The sequence below is a fragment of the Pseudoduganella flava genome (assembly GCF_007830495.1).
Lineage (GTDB): Bacteria > Pseudomonadota > Gammaproteobacteria > Burkholderiales > Burkholderiaceae_D > Rugamonas > Rugamonas flava.
This window is the reverse complement of record NZ_VLKW01000003.1, coordinates 178,579-200,122: the sequence shown is the minus strand read 5'-3', so window position 1 is coordinate 200,122 and position 21,544 is coordinate 178,579. Positions and strand designations below refer to the sequence as shown.

Here is a 21,544-nt window from a genome sequence, read left to right as displayed (position 1 = left end):
TTAACTTCTGTTGAGGTAACTCATCGATAATCGGAGGCAAGGATGGGCACGATCGGCTTTCAGCACCTGTTCCGTGCGCTGGCGCAGCTGCCACTGTCGGCTGACGAGATCGCTTGCCTGCGTGATTGGCTGGCCGCGCTGGAGGCGCCCGGGCGCTGCCTGGCCCTGATTGAACAAGCGAAAGGGCGATGTGCCTGTCCGCATTGCGGCAATGCGCGTTGCCACCGCAGCGGGCACGCCAATGGCTTGCAGCGGTACCGCTGCATCGCCTGCCGCCACAGCTTCAATGCGTTGACCGGCACACCGCTGGCGCGCCTGCGGCATCGCGACAAATGGCTCACTTATTTTCAGTGCTTGATCGAGTCGCGCACTGTGCGCGCAGCCGCCGAACGCGTCGCGGTCGCGAAGTCGACCAGCTTCCGCTGGCGCCACCGGTTCGTCGCCGCCGTGCGGTGCGAGGAGCCGCCAACATTGAAGGGCATCGTCGAGGCCGACGAAACGTATGTCCTCGAATCGCAGAAGGGCTCGCGCCACCTCGACAGGCCGGCGCGCAAGCGCGGTGGCACTGCCACGTGCCGCGGCATCAGTCAGCAGCATGAGTGCGTGCTCGTCGCGCGCGATCGCGGCAAAACCACGCACGCTTTTCATGCCGGCCAGGGCGAGCCGGATGCCGAACGCCTGCTGCACTATCTGAAACCGGTGCTGGCGCGAGATGCCTTGCTGGTCAGTGACGGCGCAGCCGCTTATCCGCGATTTGCGAAGCTGGCCGGGATCAGCCATCGAGCAATCCACGTGCGCGCCGGCGAGCACGCGCGCGGCGCCATTCACGTCAACGGTGTCAACGGCTGGCACAGCCGGTTCAAGACGTGGCTGCACGGGTTTTGCGGTGTCGCGAGCCGCTACCTGGCCAATTACGCCGGCTGGCAAATGATCCTCGACGCGGCGGCACTGACGATCCCCGAGCATTGGCTGCGGGCGGCCGTTGCGCCGCGGCAGCAAGAGCGACCGTAATGTCTGCGATAAGTTCCGTTCCGGGGTGAAAGCTCAGCTAACGCGAACAGCGCGAAAAAAAACCCGCAGCTTGCGCCGCGGGCCCTAGTTTTCGACGAGGCTTGTTATTAGTTGTTATTCTTGCGGCGCCGCGCGACGGCACCCAGCAGCACGAGGCCGGCGCCCAGCATCGGCAGCGTGGCTGGTTCCGGGACCAGCGTCGGCTGCGCGGCCGTGGTGGTCAGGTCGCGGCCGAACAGCACCAGGTTCGAGAACGACGGCACGTTGCCGCCGTTGTTCAGCCATTCGATGTCCCAGGTGCCGTTCAGCGTCTTGCCGGCGGCAACCGATTGGTTGTCGAACAGGAAGGCCGTGCTGGCGTTGCTGGCGTGGATCGCCAGCGACAGGTCCAGCGTCGCATCCTTGTCCTTGCTGACGTTGGTGATCGTCCACGTGCCGGCCTTGCCGGTGCTGTCCTTCGTGAACGTGAAATTGAACAGTGCCGACGTATCGGTCAGCGTGCCCGTGCTCGTCACGGTTTCCAGCACGCTCCAGCTGCCGGTGCCCGTCTTGCTGAACACGCTGGCGAAGCCGCTGGCATTGCCGCCGAACTGGGCGGGATTGACCTGCGAGAACGCCAGGGCGTCCGCATTGTCCTTGTTGAGCGTAACGTCGTCGACGGTCGCATTGCCGATCGACGGACCACGGGCTGCCTGGGCGCCACTACCGATGACGAGGGCTGCGCACAGCAGCGCGACTTGGGTGGCTACGGATTTATTCATCACTTGTTTGATCCTGATTCATTACCTCGCCGGGAGCGCGGGCAGGCAGATTGTCGGCGGCAGTTGTTGGGCCTGGTAGTGATCTTAATCAATACCATGTGCGATTGCAACATTGAAATGTCAATTGCTTAACGGAAACGTGAGTCCTGCGCAACATGAAGTTACGGCAAGTTTGCCAGGCGGTTAACGTCGTCGGATCAGCGTGCCGGTGCCGCCAAGCGCGCTTCCGCGGCCGTCAGGATCCACACGCGGTCGATGTCGCCATCGGCGTTTTCCGTGTAGTTGACGATGATGTTGGTGCCGCGCAGCGCGGCCGGCACCTCGGCCATGTTGTCGGCGTTGACGATGCGGGCGGCGGGCGCCAGCCGGCGCACCTTGCCGTCGATGACGATCTCGGGGAAGTAGCCGGGCGTCATGCGCCCCCGCTTCGCGTTCGCGGGGAACGGCCGAGTGCCCAGTGCCTGCTGGGCCAGGGCAGGGGCAAGGACAAGCGTCGCCAGGGCGGCGCAAAAGAGTCGGCGTTGCATGCGGACTAGCTTACACGAACGCTGTCAGCCGCGGGCGTCGGGGTGGCGCGCCAGCCACGCCGCCAGCTGCTCCTCGTAACGTTCGAGGGCATCGTTGTACAGGTCGAACACGCAGACTGCGCAGCCGCTGTGGCAGCAGTCGTCCGGCTCCGGCGGGAGCGGGGGAACGGGGCGCGGATCGGGATCGGGCATGCGGCTGCGACGGGGCTCGCCGCTCGTCACGATTGCGCCAGCAAGGCCTGGTTGCGCCCGCGCACCTTGGCGCGGTACAGCGCGTCCTCGACACGCCGCACCAGGTCGGCGGAGCTGTCGGCCGGCGTCGGCGCCAGAGCGGCCACGCCGATGCTGACGGTGAGCTTGCCGAACGGCGAGTCCTCGTGCGGCAGCCCCAGCGCCGCCACTTCCGCGCAAATCGCCTGCGCTTCCTTCAGCGCGGCGGCCGCGTCGGCTCCGGCCCACAGCAGCGCGAATTCCTCGCCGCCGTGGCGGCCCACGGCATCCGTCGGGCGCCGCGCGTGGGCCGACAGGATGCCGGCCACGGCGCGCAGCGCAGCGTCGCCCGCTACCCGACCATGGCGTTCGTTGTACGGTGCGAACCAGTCCAGGTCGACGATCGCCAGCGCCAGCGGCTGGCCGGTGCGGGTGGCGCGGCGCCATTCGGCATCCAGCTCGGCATCGAAGCCGCGGCGGTTGGCCACGCCCGTCATGCCATCCATCGTCGCGAGCGCGCCCAGCTGCTCGTTCGCTTCCGCGAGCGCGGCGGTGCGCTCCGCCACCAGTTGCTCGAGCACGTGCCTGACCCGCATGAGGCGTCGCACGCGCCAGCGGTAGATGGTCCACAGCAGTGCGGCCGTCAGCGCGGCGGCCAGCAGGCGGAACCACCACGTCAGCCAGAACGGCGGCGTGATCGTCACGTCCAGCGTCACCGGCTGTTCGTTCCATTGGCCGCGGTGGTTCGACGCCTTCACGCGGAACACGTAATGGCCGGGATCGAGGTTCGTGTAGGTGGCGGCGCGCAGCGAGGCATCCGTTTCCACCCAGTCGGCGTCGAAGCCTTCCAGCCGGTACGCGTAGCGGTTCAGCGCCGGCTCGGTGTAGTGCAGCGCCGCGAATTCGATCGAGAACGCCGACGCGCCGGAGGACAACGTCAGCGCGCGCGGCGCCGTCACGGGGCCTTCCAGCGTCACCCCGCCGTGCGGGCCGGGTTCCGTCAGCGAGCGGTTGTACACCTTGATGTCGGTGATCGCCACCTGCGGCGGCACGGAGCGGCTGCGCACCTCGCGCGGCGACACCGCCGTCAGGCCGTGCACGCCGCCGAAGTACAGGATGCCATCCGGCCCCGGTGTCGACGAGTTGACGGTGAAGCCGTCCGTCATGCCGTCCGCCGCCGTGTACAGCGTCGACTTGGCCGTGGCGGGATCGACGCGGAACAGCCCGACGATCGTGCTGACCCACAGCTGGTCGTCCAGGTCGCTGCGGATCGCCAGGATCTTGGCACCGTTGGTGGCCTCGACATACGAGCGGAACGCGATGCGCTCGCCCGACTGCACCACCTGCTGCAGGCCCTTCGCCGTGCCGATCCAGATGCGCCCCAGCGAATCCTCGTGCACCGAGGAGACGTTGTCGTCGGCCAGGCTGTCGGCCACGTTCGGCTGGTGCGTGAAGTGGCGGAACTTGCCCGTCTTCGGGTCCAGCAGGTCGAGCCCGCCGCCATTCCACTCGGAGCCCATCCAGACGCGGCCGCGCCGGTCTTCCAGCACGGACGACGTGCCGTTGACGGCGCGGCTGTCCGGGTCGGCCGGATCGTTCTGGTAGATCTTGTAATTGCCCGTGGCCGGTTCGTAGCGGATCAGGCTGTTGCCGGTGGCCAGCCACAGCACGCCGCCGCGGCCCGCTGCGATCGCGTTGATGTAGTCGCTGGCCGGGTTGCCGAAGTGGATCACGCGGAACGGCCCGTCCGGGCTGTCAAGGCGGTTCAGGCCGTTCGACGTGCCGGCCCACAGCGGCCCGTCCGGCCCCTGGTACAGGCTGTAGACGATGTTCTGCGACAGCGTGCCCGGCTTGCCGGGATCGGACGTGTGGCGCCGCACGACGGCATTGGCGGCCGTGTCGAACAGGCTGATGCCGACGTTCCCGCCCAGCCACAGCTTGCCGTCCGGCGCGCGGGCGATCGACAGCACGGCGTTGCTGGCGGCGATGCCGCCGCCGCCGCCGATATCGTAGCGCTGCGGCACGTAGCGGGCGAAGCCGCTGCTGTTCAGGTTGACGAGGCTGATGCCGTCCGTGAACGTGGCGATCCACAGCATGCCGCTGCGGTCCTGCAGCATCGCGCGGGTGCTGTCGCCCGGCAGCGAATACGGGTCGTTCGGGTCATGCCGGTACTGCGTGAAGCGGCCTTCCGGCCCGTTCCAGCGCAGCAGGCCGGCCGACAGCGTCGTGGCCCACAACGTGCCGCTGCGGTCGACGTAAAAACTCGTCACGCGGCTGTTCGGCGCCGGCACCTGGCGGCGCGTTTCCCAGCCGCTCTTGCCGTCCCAGCGCAGCACGCCGCTTTCGGTGCCGATCCACAGCGCGCCGTCGGCATCGAACTGCAGTGCGCGCACGATGTTCGTGCGCGGATCGGAGCCGCCGTCGGGGTCGACGCCGTGGTGCACGAACGACGTGGCACCGGGCGCCAGGTAATCCAGCCCGCCGGGCCAGGTGGCCGCCCACACGCCCCCTTGCGCATCGCGCGCGACGGCATTGACGTCGTTCGCGGCCAGGCTGGCCGGCTGCTTGGGATCGTGCGCGTAGACGGTGAACGTGCCGGTGGCGGGATCGAAGTGCTGCAGGCCGCCCCAGCTGGCGAGCCACATGCCGTCCTTGCCGTCGCCGATGATCGCCTTGATGATGCCGCGGTTCTTCGGCCCCTGCGGCGCGACGAACACGGTGAAGTCGTTGGTGGCCGGGTTGAAGCGCGCCAGCCCGTTTTGCGTGCCGGCCCAGATGCGGCCCTGCCGGTCCTCGAACAACGTCGACACGCGGTCGTGCGGCAGGCTCTTCGGGTTGTTCGGCATGTTCTTGTAGCGGACGGCCTGGTAACCGTTATAGCGGTACAGTCCGTTGACGTGCGTGCCGATCCACATGAAGCCCTGGCGATCCTGCAGCAGCGACAGCATCGACGGCTCGTCGTTGCCGAGCGGCCCCAGCTTCTTGAAGCGCAATGTCGGTGGCGGCCCCGACTCGGCGACGGCCGGGGGCAGGAGGGCCAGCAGCAGCAGCGCCGCCAGGACCGCGCGCAGCCAGCGCGCCGGAAGGGAATGAGTAGCTCGCATCCCCCGATTATAAGAGAACTCCCATTCCATTTATGCAATAACAAAGGGCTGCGGACGGCGATTTTGTGCGTGTCTCGCCCGAAACAGGTATTATCCGGGGTTGGCCGTTCTGGCCGCTGCAGCGTTTTTTATCGGAAAGTATGGTGGCTTCGAGCCCCGACCTCTCATTTATGTCAGACATCGAAACAACCGCCCAGCCTGCGACGCCCGCCCAGGTGCGTTTCTCCGACTTCGGCCTGTCGCCTGCGATCCTGCAGGCGCTGACGGATCAAGGCTACGAACATCCGACCCCGATCCAGGCGCAGGCCATTCCGGTGGTGTTGCAGGGACGCGACGTGATGGGCGCGGCCCAGACGGGCACGGGCAAGACGGCGGGCTTCTCGCTGCCGATCATCCAGCTGCTGCTGGCGCATGCGAACACGAGCATGAGCCCGGCGCGCCATCCGGTGCGCGCGCTGGTGTTGACGCCGACCCGCGAGCTGGCGGTGCAGGTGGCGGAAAACGTCGCCAACTACTGCAAGCACACGCCGCTGCGTTCGACCGTCGTGTACGGCGGTGTCGACATCAAGCCGCAGGCGCAGATCATGCGCGGCGGCGTCGAGATCGTCATCGCCACGCCGGGCCGCCTGCTCGACCACGTGGAGCAGAAGAGCATCTCGCTGTCGCAGGTGCAGATGCTGGTGATGGACGAAGCGGACCGCATGCTGGACATGGGCTTCCTGCCCGACCTGCAGCGCATCATCAACCTGCTGCCGAAGCAGCGCCAGAACCTGATGTTCTCGGCCACGTTCTCACCCGAGATCAAGAAGCTGGCGAACAGCTTCCTGACCAACCCGGTGACGATCGAGGTGGCGCGCAGCAACGCGACGGCCGACAAGGTCACGCAGGTGGTCTACAAGGTTTCGGAAGAGCACAAGCGCGACGCCGTCGCCTACATTCTGCGCCAGCGCGAGATGAAGCAGGTGATCGTGTTTTCGAACACGAAGATCGGCGCCTCGCGCCTGGCCCGCGGCCTGGAACAGGAAGGCATGAAGGCTTCCGCGATCCACGGCGACAAGACGCAGCAGGAGCGCATGGCCGCGCTGGAAGCGTTCAAGCGCGGCGAGATCGACGTGCTGGTGGCGACCGACGTGGCCGCGCGCGGCCTGGACATCTCTGACCTGCCGTGCGTGATCAACTACGACCTGCCGTACAACGCGGAAGACTACGTGCACCGCATCGGCCGCACGGGTCGTGCCGGCGCCTCGGGCGATGCGATCTCGATCTATTCGGACAAGGACGAGCGCCTGCTGGCCGACATCGAGAAGCTGATCAAGCAGACCATCAAGCGCGGCGCGCTGGAAGGCTTCAACCCGTCCGGCCGCGGCGGCGAGCAGCGCCACGGCGAACGGCGCGCGTCGGCACGCCCGGAGCGTGGCGAACGCAGCGAACGGAGCGAGCGCCCCGAACGTGGCGAACGCCCGGACCGCGGCGGCCGCCCGATGGCACCGCGGCGCGACAAGATCGATCCTTGGTTCCTGAAGCCGTATGAGCCGAGCCGTGGGCCCGCGGGTGCGACGGCATCCGTTGCGCCGGCGCCGTCGGCCGCGAAGCCGAAGCAGAAGGTGGCGGCGTTGCTGGGTGGGTTGCGCAAGGAGTAAGGCAGCGGATGAAAAAAAAGCGGACCGGCGGTCCGCTTTTTTTACGCCCGCATCAGCCGGGGCTCAAGGTATGCGCACTGGCCCAAGCGCCGCGGGCCACGCTGGCAGGTTCGCGAGGTTCACGTCGAACACGGCGATCTGCCAGTCCTCGAACGCCAGCACGCGCACCCGCGTACCCAGCCGGGCGGCAAGGGCGGCGGTATCCACGGCCGGATCGCCCTTGCGCAACAGCAGGAAGGTCGGGCCCTGGTAGTAGCCAGGCGTGTACCAGCGGCGCGACGACAGCCAGTGCGACGGCGTCGGCATCCCGTTCACGATCTCCACCGGGCGGATCCGCACGGCGTGGTCGCTCAGCACGGTAATCTTGCCGGCATGCCAGAACGTCGCATAGCCGTAGCGCAGGCCCTGCTGGCGCAGGAAGGCCATCACGCGCGTTTCAGCCGTCGACGCCAGCCGGGTGGTCGGCATGCCGTATGTCTGCACGTACGGGAACAGGTACGAGGTCGGTGCGCTCGTCGCCAGTACCGCCAGCGTCAGCACGCCGGCGCGGCGGCGTACGGCCCACGTATCGGCCGTGTCGACGGTAGCGACGGCAAAGATCACGAGCATCGACAGCAGTGACGGCGTCAGGTAGCGGATCGAGTCCGGATTGTTCGGGTCCGTCAGCGACGTCGTCAGCAGCGGCAGGAGGTTCAGCGCCAGCGCGGTGCCGACGAACGTGGCGCAGAACAGCCGCCCCGGCGCCGCATCGCCCAGCATGCGCAGCAGCGCGCGCGGCACCAGGTACAGCGCGGCGGCGGCGGCCAGCAGCCGCACCATCGCATACAGGCCTTCGGCCGTCGTGACGCGGCTGTCCGGTTGCGGCAGGCCGTCCAGCACCAGCAGCACGCCGCGGAACATCGACAGCAGGTTGCTGCCCATGCCCTGCAGGTCGCGCCACACCACGTGGTTGACGGCCGACGCATTGTGCGCGCCGTGCATCGTGTAGCCATACAGTGCCATGCCGGCCACGGAAGCGAGCAGGAACAGGCGCACCGTGCGACCGTGCCGGAGCGGCGGATGGGCAGCGCCGGATGCGCGGCCGGCATTGCGCAGGGCCCATGCCGCCGCCAGCAACGGCAGCAGGTAGAACACGAGGGCACGCTGCGGATTGCTCCAGCAGACGACGACGGCCATGGCGGCCACCAGCACGCCCGCGCCGTGCCGCGCACCCGGTTGCAGGTGCGCCCAGTAACCGTACAACAGCAGCACGCCGAGCCAGAACATCACCTCGTAGGCGCTCTGGCCATAGATGTGTTCCGCCATGCTGAGCGACAGCCCGGAGCTCAGCACCAGCAGCGCGACCCACGTGGCCGTGCGGGATGCCCCCAGCATGCGCGTCAGCAGCCAGCCGCTCGTCAGCACCAGCGCGGCCGACAGGGCTGTCGCCACGGCGTGCGCGCTATACCCGTTCGGCATGAACGCCAGCAGCGGCAGCACCAGCGCCTGGCCGTACAGCACCCACAGGTCCTTGTTCACATAGGTCCAGTCGGGTGGGAAGAAGCGATGAGTCTCGACGATTTCCTGCGCAAGCAGATTCTTGATCGCCGAATCGGAATGGAAGATCAGCTGGTAGTCGAACGCCAGGAAGAACAGCAGCAGGGCGACGTTGACGGCAAACAGGACCGGCAGGAGGGTGCGCAGCCAGGTCGGGTGGTGGGGATCGTGATGGCGCATTGTTCGTGTGCGTGGAGACATGGCATTATCCCCGACAGCCGGGACAATGGAAAACAGGTTGTGGGCCGCCCAAACGAAAAGCGGGCCGCGGCCCGCTTCTCCTTCGCCACCTCCGGCTCGTTACAGCGCTTCCTTCAGCGCCGTCACGACGCGCGGCAGGTGCTCTTCCAGGCCGACCCACAGCGGCAGCCGCAGCAGCCGCTCGGACAGGCCGTCGGTATGCGGCAGCTCGCCGTGCGCGCGCGCGTGGCGCAGGCCTGCCGGCGCGCTGTGCAGCGGCACATAATGGAACACGCTCGAGATGCCCTGCTGCTTCAGGCTCGCGATCACGCGGGTGCGCTGCTCCAGCGAATCGAGCAGGATGTAGTACATGTGGGCGTTGTGTACGCAGTCGGCCGGCACGCGCGGGCGGCGCAGCAGGCCGCGCTCTTCCAGCGGCGCGAGCAGCTCGTCGTACTGGTGCCACAGGGCCAGGCGGCGCGTCGTGATGCTGTCGGCTTCCTCCATCTGCGCCCACAGGAACGCGGCGATCACTTCGCCGGGCAGGTACGAGGAGCCGATGTCGACCCAGGTGTACTTGTCGACCTGGCCGCGGAAGAACTGGCTGCGGTTGGTGCCTTTCTCGCGGATGATCTCCGCCCGTTCCGCATACACCGGGTCGTTGACCAGCAACGCGCCGCCTTCGCCGGCGATGATGTTCTTCGTCTCGTGGAACGAGTACGCGCCCATGTGGCCGATCGAACCGAGCGCGCGGCCCTTGTAGGTGGACATGATGCCCTGCGCCGCATCCTCGACGACGAGCAGGTTGTGACGGCGCGCGATGTCCATGATCGTGTCCATCTCGCAGGCCACGCCGGCGTAGTGCACCGGCACGATCATCCGCGTGCGCGGCGTGATCGTGGCCTCGATCTTCGTCTCGTCGATGTTCAGCGTATCGGGCCGGATGTCGACGAACACGGGCACAGCGCCGCGCAGCGCGAACGCGTTGGCGGTCGAGACGAACGTGTACGACGGCATGATGACTTCGTCGCCTTCGCGCAGGTCGGCCAGCAGCGCCGCCATCTCCAGCGCGGCGGTGCACGAGTGCGTCAGCAGCGCGCGGCGGCTGCCGGCCTTCTGCTCCAGCCAGCCGTGGCAGCGCTTGGTGAACGCGCCGTCGCCGGACAGGTGGCCGTTGGTATGCGCCTGCGCGATGTACCACAGCTCGCGGCCCGTCATGAACGGTTTGTTGAAGGGAATGTGCGCGGTTGTCGTCATGTCGGCTCCTTTGCCTGTGGCACGATGCGGTGGTAAACGTCCTGTGGGTGGTCGAACGCGAAGCCGAGCGATGCGTACAGGTTCATGATGGCCACGTTCGCGGCCGAGATGGAACTGGTGACCTCGGCATGGCCGGCCGCGAACAATTCGCTCGCGGCCAGGTGCCACCAATGTTTGGCGAGGCCCTGGCCACGGCATTCGGCGGCGACCGCGTGCAGCACGAGGCATGCACCGCTGTGGCCGATGAAGCCGGACAGCAGCCCGTCCGCATACAGACCCCAGACATTGCCGGCTGCGAGCAGCTGGCGCAGCCAGTTGTCGTAGCGCACGTCGGCGCCCGCGCGCGGCAGCTGGTAGTCGCGGTGGAAGCGGCCGTGCGCGAACGCGCCATGGCAGATCGCCAGCGCGGCTGCGGCGTCGGCATGGCCGGCGTCGATACGCGCGATCGTCAGGCCGGCGCGCGGCGCGACGGGGCGCAGCCGCGCCGCGCCGGCGCGGGTGGCCAGCAGCGTGTCGCAGTAATGGAAGCCGTGGCGCTGCAGCAGCGCCTTGTCGGCCAGCGGCTCGACCTTGATCGTCTGCAGGCCGGGCATGCCGTCGGCCGCTGCGAGGGTGGCGGCCGTGTACTCGGCGATCTCCCAGGCCGGCATGCCGAAGGCCGCGCTGTCGTACGGTGCCGATTTAATCATCGCTTGGCCCGCCATTGGGCGTGATGCGCCGCACGATGTACAGCGGCCGCTTCTTCGCCTCGTCGAACGTCTTGCCCAGGTAGATGCCGATGATGCCGAGGATGCCGATGATCAGGCCGCCGATGAAGTACAGCGAGACGATCAGACTGCTCCAGCCCGGCACCGGCGAACCCTGCACCAGCGCGCGGCCCAGGATGAAACTGCCGAACACGAAGGAGACGCCGGCCATCGTCAGGCCCAGGCGCGCGGCCATGCGCAGCGGCTTGTCCGAATACGCGATGATCGTGTCCGCGGCCAGCTTGAACAGCTTGGCGAACGTGTAGCTCGACGTGCCTTCCAGGCGTTCGGCGTGCTGCACGCGGATGCCGGTGGTGGGGAAGCCCATCCACTGCACGTGGCCGCCGAAGAAGCGCAGCTGCTCGCGCATCTTCGTGAAGTTGTTGACGACCTTGCGCGACATGATGCGGAAGTTGCCGCTGTCGCCATCGAAGTCGATGTCGGCCAGGTAGCTGAAGATGCGGTAGAACAGCCACGAGGTGGCGCGCTTGACGAGCGGGTCGCGGCGCTCGCCGCGCAGCGCCAGCACCACGTCGTAGCCTTCCTGCGCCTTCGCGTACAGGCGCGGGATCTCTTCCGGCGCATCCTGCAGGTCGCAGTCCATCACGACGACCCAGTCGCCGCGGCAGCGGTCGAGCCCCGCGGTGATGCCGTAATGCTGGCCGAAGTTGCGCGAGAACTGCAGGCCGATCACGCGCGGGTCGGCGGCGGCGAGGCGTTCGATCACGTCCCACGAGCGGTCCGGGCCGCAGTCCTCGACCAGTACGATCTCGAAGTGGGGGGATACGGTCTCGAGGGCGTTCCTGAGGCGGCGATACAGTTCGTCGAGGATCTTTTCGGCCCGGTAGACAGGGATGACGACGGATATCAGGGGGTGCTCCATGCTTTCTCTCTCTTGGTGATGCTTTATGGTGCGCGGGCGCGTTCGAGGCGCACGTTGCTGATTGCGATGCGGCCCTTGCCGTTGGTGAAGACGCGAAATTCCACCGCGCCCAGTACCGTGGTGGTGTCGACGCGCAGCGCGATGCGGTGCGGTCCGGTTGCAGTGATTTCCTGCCGCGCGAGGGTGCGTGTGCCACCGCTTGCCGTCACATCGACGGTGCCGAAGCCGGCGGCGCCGTCGCCGCTCGTGTCGATATCGAACGTGACGACATAACTGCCGGGGACGAGTACCCGGAAGGGGCCGAAATGCAGCGCGCCCGCCGCACCGGGAGGCGCGACGAGGCGGGTACCGTCGAACGTGCCGAGCTGGTGGGGCGTATGCTCCGTGACGGCATAGTCGATCGGCTGGCGTGCGCCGCGGTCCCATTCGCTTAGCTCGGCGATGTTGCGGCGATAGACGATGACGGTCCAGTCCTCGAAGCGTAGCGTGCGCACGGGTTCGCCCAGGCGCTGCGCGAGCAACGGCAGGTCTGCCGATTGGAGTTCATTGTCCTGCAGCAGAAGGAACGTCTCGCCGTGGAAATAGTCGGGGTCGTACCAGCGATTGGAGGATAGCTTGCGCATCGGCATCGGCAATCCGTGCTCGAAATTGACCTGGCGGATCCGCACGCCATGGGCGCTCAGCACGGTCAGCTTGCCCGCGTTCCAGAACGTCGAATAGCCGTAGCGCAGGCCGTTCTGCTGCAGGAACGCGACCAGGCGCGCCGCCTGGGTCGGCAGCTTGAGCGCCGGCGGCTGGAGGAAGAACAGCCGGTACGGGAAGGTATAGGCGATGGCCGCACTGCTGGCGAGCGCGGTGACGACCGCGAGACAGGCGATGCGCTCGCGCGACGACAGGTGCAAGCCATCCACGGCCAGCGCGGCAAAGATCAGCAGCATGCATAGCAGGGACGGGACGAGGTAGCGGACCGCGCCATCCGGGCTGCCCATGTCGGCCAGCGTCGTAGTGAGCAGGAGCAGCAGCGGCAGGGCTGCTGCCGTCGCGGTGAACACCGCACAGTACAGGCGGGCGGGATGCTCCGAGCGGAGCAGTCGCCCCAGCGCCCGCGGCATCAGCCACAGCAGGGCCAGCGCTGCGAGCAGCCGCAGCAGGCGATACGCACCGAGGGGGCTCGTCACGGTCGAATCCCAGCGGGGCGTGCCGTCGAAGAGCAGCAGCAAGCCCTCGAGGACCACCTTGACACTGTGGAGCATGCCGTCGAAATCCAACCACTGCAGCGGCGGGCTCGGCAAATTCTGTACTGTCTTCAGCGTGACGATATGCAGCAGCACTCCGACGGCGCTGCCGGCGGCGAACGCGAGCGCTGCGCGCCAGTGGCGATAGGCGCGGGCAGCCGGCAGGCGTGCAACGGTGACTGCGGCGGCCAGCAGCGGCAGTGCATACATGACGGCGGCCCGCAACGGATTGGACCAGAACAGCAGCAGCGCGATCAGCAGGGTCGCGCCAGCCCACGCGAGCGGACGGCTGTCCTCATACAGCGTGCGCCAGTAACAGAACAGCAGGAAGGCGCCGGAATAGAACATCGAACCGTACGCGCCCTGGCCGTACACGTGTTCGGCCATCAGGATGGAAATGCCCGCGGTGAGGACGCACAGCGCGGCGAGGCGGGCCGTGCCGGAGACGTCCAGCAGCTTGATGAACAGGCCGCCGCCCGCCACGATCAACGCCGCCGTGATCAGGTCGGACAATATGTGCAGGCCGAAGCCGTTCGGCAGGAGCGGCAGGAACGGCAGCACGAACGTGTGAGTGAACAGTACCCACAGGTCGCCGTTGGCGTAATTCCATTCGGGCGGGAAGTAGCGGCCAGTCTCGATGATTTCCTGCGCCAGCAGGTTACGTACCGCCGTATCGGAATGGAATATCGTCTGGTAGTCAAACACCAGGAAAAAAAGCAGAAGCGCGAGATTTACTGCCAGGAGCCACGGCAAGACCCGTGTGGCCAGTCGTCGCAGGCTCGCAGCTGAGGTGTTCGACATGATAGGTATTCGATTATCCGGCTAATCTGTTCAGGGGATGAGCGCTGCGACCGGCCGGCCGCGGAGGCGTTGCGGAGATACCCGCCGCAGATGACGGGGCAGCGCAAGCGCATGTTTCCGTAAGAAAATGACTAGTATAGCATCCGATTGTGGATTTATTAATTCGAGGTGGGGCGCCAATTACCGGCGCCTACTGGCCGCGGGGCGCCGCCGGCAAGGCGCGGCGCAGTTCCACACCACGTGTGGACATGCGGCTGCGGCCGTTGGTGAAAATTCGGAACTCGACGTTGGACGCGGCTTCATCCAGCGCGAATTGCAGCGTCACGGTACGCCATCCTGCCCCGGAGACCGGTGCGCTGGCATACGTCTTCGCGCCCGCGACGACATCCACGGTGCCCAGCTCGCCGCCGACCGCATCCGAGTCGAGCTCGTAGCTGACGACGTAGGTGCCGCGGTCGAGCGTACGGAACGGCCCGAATTGCAGTGCGCCTGCGACGCCGGCCGGGGCGGTACTGGCGTGCAAGGTGGCATCGAAGGCGCCGGCGGTGCGGGGCGTCTGCGGCGAGGCGGTATACCGGGTCGACCGGCGTGCGCCGTCATCCCATTGCGGCAGCTCAGCCAGGTTGTGTTCAAAGGCGACGATCCGCCAATCCTCGAAACTCAGTGTCTGGATGTCGCCGCCGACGTGTTGCCGCAGCCGCGGCAGGTCGGCCGCCGCCTCGTCCTTGTGCAGCAGCAGGAAGGATGCGCCCCGATGGTAGGCCGGGTCGTACCAGCGGTTGGACGAAAGCCAGCGCAAAGGCATCGGCAAGCCGTCGCGGAATTCGACCGGCCGGATGCGTACGGCGTGCGCGCTTAACACCGTGAGTTTGCCGGCATGCCAGAAGGTCGCGTAGCCATAGCGCAGTTGGTGCTGTTCCAGGAACGCAAGCAGGCGCATGTCGCCCGTCGGCACCAAAGTGGTGCGGGGCAGGGAGTACCGCTGCGCGTAAGGTATCAGGTACGACGTCGGGGCACTGCTGGCGAGGAGCAGCAGGACGGCGAGCGCCACGGGACGTGCGACCGGTCCGGTGTGCAGGCGGTCTGCGCTGGCGGCTGCAAAGATGAGCAGCGCGCACAGCAAGGCCGGAACGAGATACCGCGCCGATCCTTCCGGCGCGTTGACGTCGGTCAGGGACGTCGTAATCATTAACAGCAGATTCAGCGTCAGCGCGGTGCCTGCGAACGCGGCGGCAAACAGGCGGCCCGGGTGGCCGCCGCGCAGCGCACGGATCAGCGCGTGCGGCAGCAGGTACAGCAATGCCAATGCCGCAAGCAGGCGCAGCGCCTGATAGGCGCCGTAGGGCGAGGTAACCTTGCTGTCCAGGCGCGGCAGGCCGTCGAACAGCCCGAGCACCGCGCGCAGCAGACCCTTCGTGTTGTGCAGCATGCCCGCGAAGTCGCGCCACGCCAGTTCGGTGAGGCCAGGCACGGTGCGCACGTGCTGCAAGGTCAGCTTGTTCAGCAGGAACCCCGCGATGCAGCCGCCCAGGAACACCAGCAGCGCCCGCGCGTGCGCGCGGCCTGCCGTCCCGCGGAGCGCGAACGCCAGGGCGAACGCCGCCACGATCAACGGCACTACGTAGAACACCAGCGCGCGCTGCGGATTGCTCCAGCAGACGACGACGGCCGCCGCGGCCGTCAATACCGCTCCGGACTTCGGTCGCGCGTCCTCGCCGCGCACCTGCAACCAGTAGCCGTACGCGAGGAAACAGGCGAAATAGAACATCGATCCATATGCGGCTTGGCCGTACACGTGTTCGGCCATCGACAACGACAGGCCGGCGGTGAGGACGGCGGTTGCGGCGAGCCGTGCCGCCAGGGAAGCGCCGAGCATGCCGGTGAACAGCCAGCCACCGAGGACGATCAGTGTGGCCGAGACGCAGTCGGAGAGAAAATGCGCGGCAAATCCGTTCGGCATCACGGCGAGCAGCGGAATTACAAAGACGTGGCCGTAGAAAACCCACAGGTCCTTGTTTACGTAGTTCCATTCGGTCGGGAAATACTGCCCGGTCTCGACGATTTCCTGGGCGAGAAGATTTTTTACCGCTGAATCAGAATGAAATATCAGCTGGTAATCGAACGCCAGAAAGAATACCAGCAGCGCGAGATTGGCACAGCACGCGGCGGCGAGCAGCGCAATAAGATTGCGGCGGCAAAAGTTAAATGCCATTTATTCTGGCCAAAAATATCGAGTATAACCCGGGGCGGTATTGCTTTCAATTGTCCAACGATATTCCCATGCCGATCGGCCGGCCGGCAGAGGACAACTGCGGGGCCGAAAGCATACAATGCTACTTTTTTCGGATCGTATCGTGACTGACCGCCAGCTCCCCGCCGACCGGCTCCTATTTCTCGATGGCTTGCGGGCGCTTGCCGCGCTGTGGGTCATGCTGGGCCATCTGCGCCTGTTCCCGCTCGGCTGGACGGCGTGGGAAGGCTGGGCCGCGGCGCCCCTCAACGCGCTGATGTACATGCATTACGGCGTCGATGTGTTTCTGGTGTTGTCCGGTTTCTGCCTTGCGCTACCGCTGGTACGCGGCGACGGCACATACCGCGGCGGGTTGAAAGGCTTCTTCGCCGCCCGGGCGGCGCGCATCCTGCCGCCTTACTTCGCCACGCTGGCGCTGATCCTGTTGGTGAACACGTTCGTTCCGATCGTCCGGTGGGCACGGCACGATCTCGGCCTCACCGGCGACATGCCGTGGCAGGTGCTGTGGACCAATCTGCTGCTGATGCAGGACATCTACCCGCAATACAACAACGTGAATGGTCCTTTCTGGAGCGTTGCGACCGAGTGGCACCTGTATGCCGTTTTCCCGTTGCTCATCTGGGTGTGGCGGCGGCATGGCGTGGCGGCACTGCTGGCAGCGGGTACCGTTGCCGCGGTGGCCCTGACGGCGCTGTCGGATGCGTTTCCCCGCATTCCGGTGATCGATGCCTCGGTACCACAGCCGCCGTATTATGTAGTGCTGCTGGTGCAGGGGATCGCCGCAGCTGCGCTGGCGTTCAGTCCACGGTTCGAATCCGTCCGGGCCATGCTGCGCAAAGGGGCGTGGCTCGCCGCGTTGCTGCTTGTCGTGGCCATCGGCGCCGCGTTCCATGCCTATCCGATCGTCGACGTGCCGAGCGTCCTGCGGCACAATGCGATGTTCCGCTGGTTCGATCCGCTGGCCGGCGCGCTGACGGCCGCGCTGCTGGTCGGCCTGGCCGGCGTCGCGCCGACCCAGCCGTTGCGCCGTTTGCTCGAGAGCAGCGCACTGGTGAAGGTGGGAGGGTTCTCCTACTCGCTGTACCTGATTCACATCCCGCTGTTGACGGCCCTGTACGGGGCCACGCTGCTGCTGGTCGAGGAACCGCTGACGCGCTTCCTGCTGTTGCTGGCCGCCGGCGTCCCGGTGTGCCTGATCGGCGCGTGGATGTTCTCGCGGGTCTTCGAGCGGCGCTTCGGTCCGCGCGCCCGTCCCGCTCATCCTGCCGCGCAGGTCCAGCAGGTCAGGGCAGGCGAGCCGGTGCCGTCCGGTCCCAGCAGCCGTCCAGGATGACGCGCAACAGCTGGGCGGTACTTGCGGACCAGTCCAGGTACGGCATGCCCACGGAGGGGATGGCCGCGCCGGTGCGATATGCGGCGAGCCACTGCTGCAGCGCGTCGGCCAACTGGCTGCCGTTGTCGGCGGTGAAGTAGGTCGCGTGGCTGCCGGCCACTTCCCGGAACACCGGCAAGTCGCGCGCCAGTACCGGCAAGCCATGGCGGGCCGCCTCGATCAGCGGCAAGCCGAACCCTTCGGCAGCGGAATTAGCGAGCAGGACGCTGCTGCCCTCGTACAGCCGCAGCAGCGTTTCGTCACTTGCCTGTTCCAGCCAGAACAGCCGGTGGCCGCATTCGGCGTGATTGCGCAGGCGCGCGGCGAGGCGGTCCAGCAGCCAGCCCGCCTTGCCGACAACGACGAAGTTCACGTCTTCGCCGCGGCGCCAGCATTCTTCTAGCGCGTCGAGCGCCTGCCCGTGCATCTTGCGCGGTTCCAGCGTGCCCACCATCAGCACGGTCGGCCGCGCCGCCAGTGCGGCCAGCACGCCGGCCTCGCCGGGTGTTTCGCCACTGCTGGGCTGGCTGGCTGCGACGTCCGCGCCCAAGTGGAAGCAGCCGATCCGCAACAACCCGGTGCGCCGTGGCGGCGCGGCTTCGAGCTGCGCCAGCACGTCGTCGGCCACCGCATGGGAGATGCATACGAAGCCGTCGGCGACGGACGCCGCGGCATCGAACCAGCGGCGGAATGCTTCCGGCAGGCCGGGCGGGAACAGTTCCGGCAGCAGCAGGGGCACCAGGTCGTAGACGACGAAGTGGATGCGCACGCCATGCTGGCGCAGGTCGGCCAGCACGGCCTGGTTGCGCACGATATGTTCCGGTGCCAGGTCGAGGCCGAGGAAGATATCGCCGGCGTCGACGGCGATCGGCGGGTCGTCCCCGGCCGGCGTGCCGTCGGTATGGCTGCGGCTGTACACGTAGTACCCGCCGGCGTCATGCACCGCCGCCACGCGCCAGCCCGGCGGCGGCGCCGCGTGCAACGCGGCGAACACGCTGCGCACGACGCGCTGGATGCCGGAGCGCGCGTCGTGTTGCACCAGCATCGATAGGTCGACAAGCAACTGCCGGCTGCGCATGGGCTCAGTGCGCATGCGCCCTGCCTTCCGGCGGCAGCACGGTGGCGAGCCAGCCGGCGACGTCCTGCGCGGTCAGTTGCGCGGGCAGGCTCAGCACGGTGACGCCCCGCACGAATGGCGCGGCCGGCAACGTTTCCGGCGCAGCGTCGTGCGCCAGCAACAGGGCGTCCGTGCACGACAGCAGCGCCACCGCATCGTCCAGCGGCAGTTCGGGATGCCCGATCAGCGCGAGCGCGAAGCGGCGCGCATAGCGGTACTGGTGGTCCTCGATCCGTACGGGCTCCACCCGCCAGCCGGCCGGAGGGGCGAGCAGCAGCGGCCGGATCAGCGCGGCGGCCGCGTCATCGGCACCGATGCCCGTCACGTCGACCAGCAACTGGCGGGGCCCCAGCACCGGCGTGTTGGCAGCGATGCTGGCCGCCACCTGCAGGCGGTCCTGGTCGGTCGGCGCGATGCCGGTATCGAGCAGCGCCAGCGAATCGATCAGCTCCAGGTAGCGCGACCGTTGGCCGTCCTGCGCGAATGCCTCGATGGCCTCGTGGTACAGGCGGGCAACGCGTGCCGGATGGTGTTCGGCGTACAGGTAGTCGTAGCCGGCGTCGCCGAGCCGGCGCGCGAACTCGCGGTCGCGCCGCAGCCGCAGCAGTGCCATCGTCAGCTCGGCATCGGAAAACTCGTCGGGCAGGCGTAGCGCCACCTGTTCCGGCATCTCGGCGGCGGAGCCGTGCCGGTTGATCACGGTGGGCAGGCGGTAGGCGAGGCAATCGAGGATCGTCGCCGACGTTTCGCCGCGCGTGCGTGCGCGCAGCTGTACCGCGATGTCCGCCGCGGCGAGGTAGGTCTGATAGAGTTCCTGCGACGCGAAACCGGTGATGCGGACGCGCGGATGGCCGGCCATTCGCGCGGCCAGCGCGTTGCCGAACGGGCCGACGTCGTTCTCGCCGACGAACACGAGGTGGCATCGGGCATCGTCGTTCAGCGGCGAATTGAGCCACGCCTCGAGGATCCGTTCGTTGCACTTCGTGATCGAGACGAGGCCGAACGAGCAAAACAGGATGTCGTCGTCGCCCAGCCCGAGGTGCCGGCGTGCGCCGGCGCGGTCGACCTGGCCAGGCAGGGTGCGCAGCAACGGCACGAGGCGCCAGTCGTCCGCGCTGCCCGGGCCGTACCACCGCTCCGCCAGCTCTTTCGAGTGGGCCGAATGCACCACGATGCCGGCGGCGTTTTCCAATACGTGCCGATTGCACGGATAGCGGTAATACGATTCCTCGCGGCCGCGCTCGCGTTCATGAACCAGCGCCGCGTAGCCATGAGAGGCATACAGCGCCTGGCAATAATGATCGCGGTTGCCGCTGGCGGCGGAGATGTAGTTGACCGCGCCGCTCATGTAGAAGTCGTGCAGCGCGACGACGCCGGGATGGCTGGCCAGCAGCTCGAACATGTGGGCGTGGAACGCCGAGTTCCCGAAGTGATAGAACACGCGGTCATAGCGCCATGCGTTCTGCTCGAACCATTCAACCGAACGGCGCGGATAGTTCGCGATCGCCCAGCGATCGGCGAGATCGGGCTGGGCCAGCACCAGTTCGATGTCGTAATACCTGGCCAGTTCGGGCAGCAGCTCGGCACTCTTGTCGGCGATGCCCGAGCGCTCCGGCGGCATCGGCGACACGAAGGCCAGGCGCAGGCGCCGTGGCTGCGCGCCCGCCACGCTGACGGCCGGCCGGCTCAGGCGCCGTTCGTGGGCGTGCTCGAATGCGTCCAGCGCCTTGCGCGCGCTGGCATCCCACGAGAATTCCTTCGCCTGCACGAGGCCGTGGGCGCGCAGGCTCGCGTTGAAGTCACGGTCGGTAAGCGCCTGCTCGATCTTCGCGGCGATATCGGGGACCCGGTTCGGGTCGAACAACGCGTCGGCACGGCCGATCACCTCCGGGATGCTGCTGTTGTTCGAGCCGATCGTCGCGACGCCGCAGGACATCGCTTCCAGCGCGGGCAGGCCGAAGCCTTCCTGCAGCGATGGGAAGACGAACAGGTCGGTCAGGTTGTACAGCGTGACGAGGTCCTGGTCCGGCACGAACCCGGTCAGTACGAGGTCGCCCTCGGGAATGCCGAAGCGGGTAGCCAGGTTTTGCAGTCGCAACCGTTCGGTATCGGGGACGCTGCAGACGACGGCAAGCTGGTACTTCTGGCGCAGCGCGCCCGGCAGCATCGAGTACGCCTCGATCAGCCCCTCGATGTTCTTGCGATAGTCGATGCCGCCGGTGTACATGATGTACGGGCGCGGCAGGCCATAGCGTGCGCGCAGCGCGGCCTCGTCCGCGGGAGCGACCTGCATTGGCAAGAAGATGTCGTCCACCGCCGACGAGATGTTGACGACCTGGTCTTCCGGCAGCTGCAGCGCGTCGATCGCTTCGCGGCGGGAATGGCCCGAGATGGCCAGCAGCACTTGCGCGTTCTTCAGGCTTTGCAGCTTGCGGTAGTACCAGTTCGCCACGTGCGGATCGGTGAGATACGTTTCCTTGCGCACCAGCGGAATCAGGTCGTACAGCGTGATGGCCGTGTTGAAGCGGCTGCGGCTGTGCGCGACGGACACGCAGGCGTCTTCGCCCAGTCCTTCGAACAGGCTCGAAACGTGCACGACATCCGGGTTCAGCGAGGCCAGGTAGTGTTCACGCACCTGCTCCGCCGCCCTCAGCCGCCAGCTGTTGGCTACCTGATGTTCCCAGATCGCCTCCGGCAGTTCGAAGCCGCCGATGTGCGTCTGCGGCAGCAGGCCGTCGAACGTCTTGCGCAGCCTGCGCACGCTGTCCGGGAACCGGTAATTCAGCGCGAGGCGGAATTCGTGGTTGCCGCCCTGGCGCAGCATCGCCAGCGTCAGGGCCATCGAATAGCGGCCGATGCCGCGGTGCGTGCTGGAGCCCTGGCACGCTTGCAGGTCGAGTACGATACGCATAA

15 protein-coding genes are annotated in these 21,544 nt (G+C 67.1%); 3 read left to right on the top strand and 12 right to left on the bottom strand.

The window, feature by feature from the left end; genetic code table 11:
- The first annotated feature begins 42 nt into the window (after positions 1-42).
- Positions 43-1,011, top strand: a complete 969-nt coding sequence (locus IP92_RS09065) for an IS1595 family transposase (protein ID WP_229418702.1) — start codon at positions 43-45, stop codon at positions 1,009-1,011.
- 107 nt (positions 1,012-1,118) lie between these two features.
- Here the strand turns inward: IP92_RS09065 and IP92_RS09060 are convergent, their stop codons facing one another.
- The 4 genes from IP92_RS09060 to IP92_RS09045 form a co-directional block, all read right to left on the bottom strand.
- The gene (locus IP92_RS09060; protein ID WP_145874232.1) at positions 1,119-1,772 is read right to left on the bottom strand and encodes a PEP-CTERM sorting domain-containing protein; all 654 of its coding nucleotides are present in this window, start codon (positions 1,770-1,772) and stop codon (positions 1,119-1,121) included.
- Positions 1,773-1,969: 197 nt separating this feature from the next.
- The gene (locus tag IP92_RS09055; protein WP_145874231.1) at positions 1,970-2,299 is read right to left on the bottom strand and encodes a hypothetical protein; all 330 of its coding nucleotides are present in this window, start codon (positions 2,297-2,299) and stop codon (positions 1,970-1,972) included.
- A gap of 24 nt (positions 2,300-2,323) precedes the next feature.
- Positions 2,324-2,491 (bottom strand): oxidoreductase-like domain-containing protein, encoded by a 168-nt coding sequence (locus IP92_RS09050; protein ID WP_145874230.1) that lies wholly within the window; start codon positions 2,489-2,491, stop codon positions 2,324-2,326.
- 26 nt (positions 2,492-2,517) lie between these two features.
- Positions 2,518-5,613: a two-component regulator propeller domain-containing protein gene (locus tag IP92_RS09045; RefSeq protein WP_145874229.1), complete on the bottom strand. Its 3,096-nt coding sequence runs from the start codon at positions 5,611-5,613 to the stop codon at positions 2,518-2,520.
- 170 nt (positions 5,614-5,783) lie between these two features.
- On the opposite strand from IP92_RS09045, the gene IP92_RS09040 reads away from it, so the two are divergent.
- The gene (locus IP92_RS09040) at positions 5,784-7,253 is read left to right on the top strand and encodes a DEAD/DEAH box helicase (protein ID WP_145874228.1); all 1,470 of its coding nucleotides are present in this window, start codon (positions 5,784-5,786) and stop codon (positions 7,251-7,253) included.
- 63 nt (positions 7,254-7,316) lie between these two features.
- On the opposite strand, the gene IP92_RS29870 is transcribed toward IP92_RS09040, so the two are convergent.
- The 6 genes from IP92_RS29870 to IP92_RS09010 form a co-directional block, all read right to left on the bottom strand.
- The gene (locus tag IP92_RS29870; protein WP_158206726.1) at positions 7,317-8,969 is read right to left on the bottom strand and encodes a hypothetical protein; all 1,653 of its coding nucleotides are present in this window, start codon (positions 8,967-8,969) and stop codon (positions 7,317-7,319) included.
- Between the two features lie 120 nt (positions 8,970-9,089).
- Positions 9,090-10,226, bottom strand: a complete 1,137-nt coding sequence (gene rffA / locus IP92_RS09030) for a dTDP-4-amino-4,6-dideoxygalactose transaminase (RefSeq protein ID WP_145874227.1) — start codon at positions 10,224-10,226, stop codon at positions 9,090-9,092.
- Positions 10,223-10,915 carry a GNAT family N-acetyltransferase gene (locus IP92_RS09025; RefSeq protein ID WP_199271934.1) on the bottom strand — a complete coding sequence of 231 codons (693 nt, stop codon included), beginning with the start codon at positions 10,913-10,915 and terminating at the stop codon, positions 10,223-10,225. Before IP92_RS09025 ends, rffA begins: the two co-directional genes overlap by 4 nt.
- Positions 10,908-11,855: a glycosyltransferase family 2 protein gene (locus tag IP92_RS09020; protein ID WP_145874225.1), complete on the bottom strand. Its 948-nt coding sequence runs from the start codon at positions 11,853-11,855 to the stop codon at positions 10,908-10,910. The genes IP92_RS09025 and IP92_RS09020 overlap by 8 nt, the downstream gene beginning before the upstream one ends.
- 23 nt (positions 11,856-11,878) lie before the next feature.
- Positions 11,879-13,891: a hypothetical protein gene (locus tag IP92_RS09015; RefSeq protein ID WP_145874224.1), complete on the bottom strand. Its 2,013-nt coding sequence runs from the start codon at positions 13,889-13,891 to the stop codon at positions 11,879-11,881.
- A 190-nt stretch (positions 13,892-14,081) separates the two neighbouring features.
- A complete protein-coding gene (locus tag IP92_RS09010; RefSeq protein WP_145874223.1) occupies positions 14,082-16,103 on the bottom strand; it encodes a hypothetical protein in 2,022 nt (673 codons plus the stop codon).
- Between the two features lie 142 nt (positions 16,104-16,245).
- Here IP92_RS09010 and IP92_RS09005 point away from each other — a divergent pair, with 142 nt between their 5' ends.
- Positions 16,246-17,475, top strand: a complete 1,230-nt coding sequence (locus IP92_RS09005; protein ID WP_158206725.1) for an acyltransferase family protein — start codon at positions 16,246-16,248, stop codon at positions 17,473-17,475.
- On the opposite strand, the gene IP92_RS09000 is transcribed toward IP92_RS09005, so the two are convergent.
- Positions 17,426-18,607 carry a glycosyltransferase family 4 protein gene (locus IP92_RS09000; RefSeq protein ID WP_145874221.1) on the bottom strand — a complete coding sequence of 394 codons (1,182 nt, stop codon included), beginning with the start codon at positions 18,605-18,607 and terminating at the stop codon, positions 17,426-17,428. The genes IP92_RS09005 and IP92_RS09000 overlap by 50 nt on opposite strands.
- On the bottom strand, positions 18,597-21,542 hold the full coding sequence (locus IP92_RS08995; RefSeq protein ID WP_145874220.1) for a glycosyltransferase: 2,946 nt from the start codon (positions 21,540-21,542) through the stop codon (positions 18,597-18,599). The genes IP92_RS09000 and IP92_RS08995 overlap by 11 nt, the downstream gene beginning before the upstream one ends.
- Between the last annotated feature and the right edge of the window lie 2 nt (positions 21,543-21,544).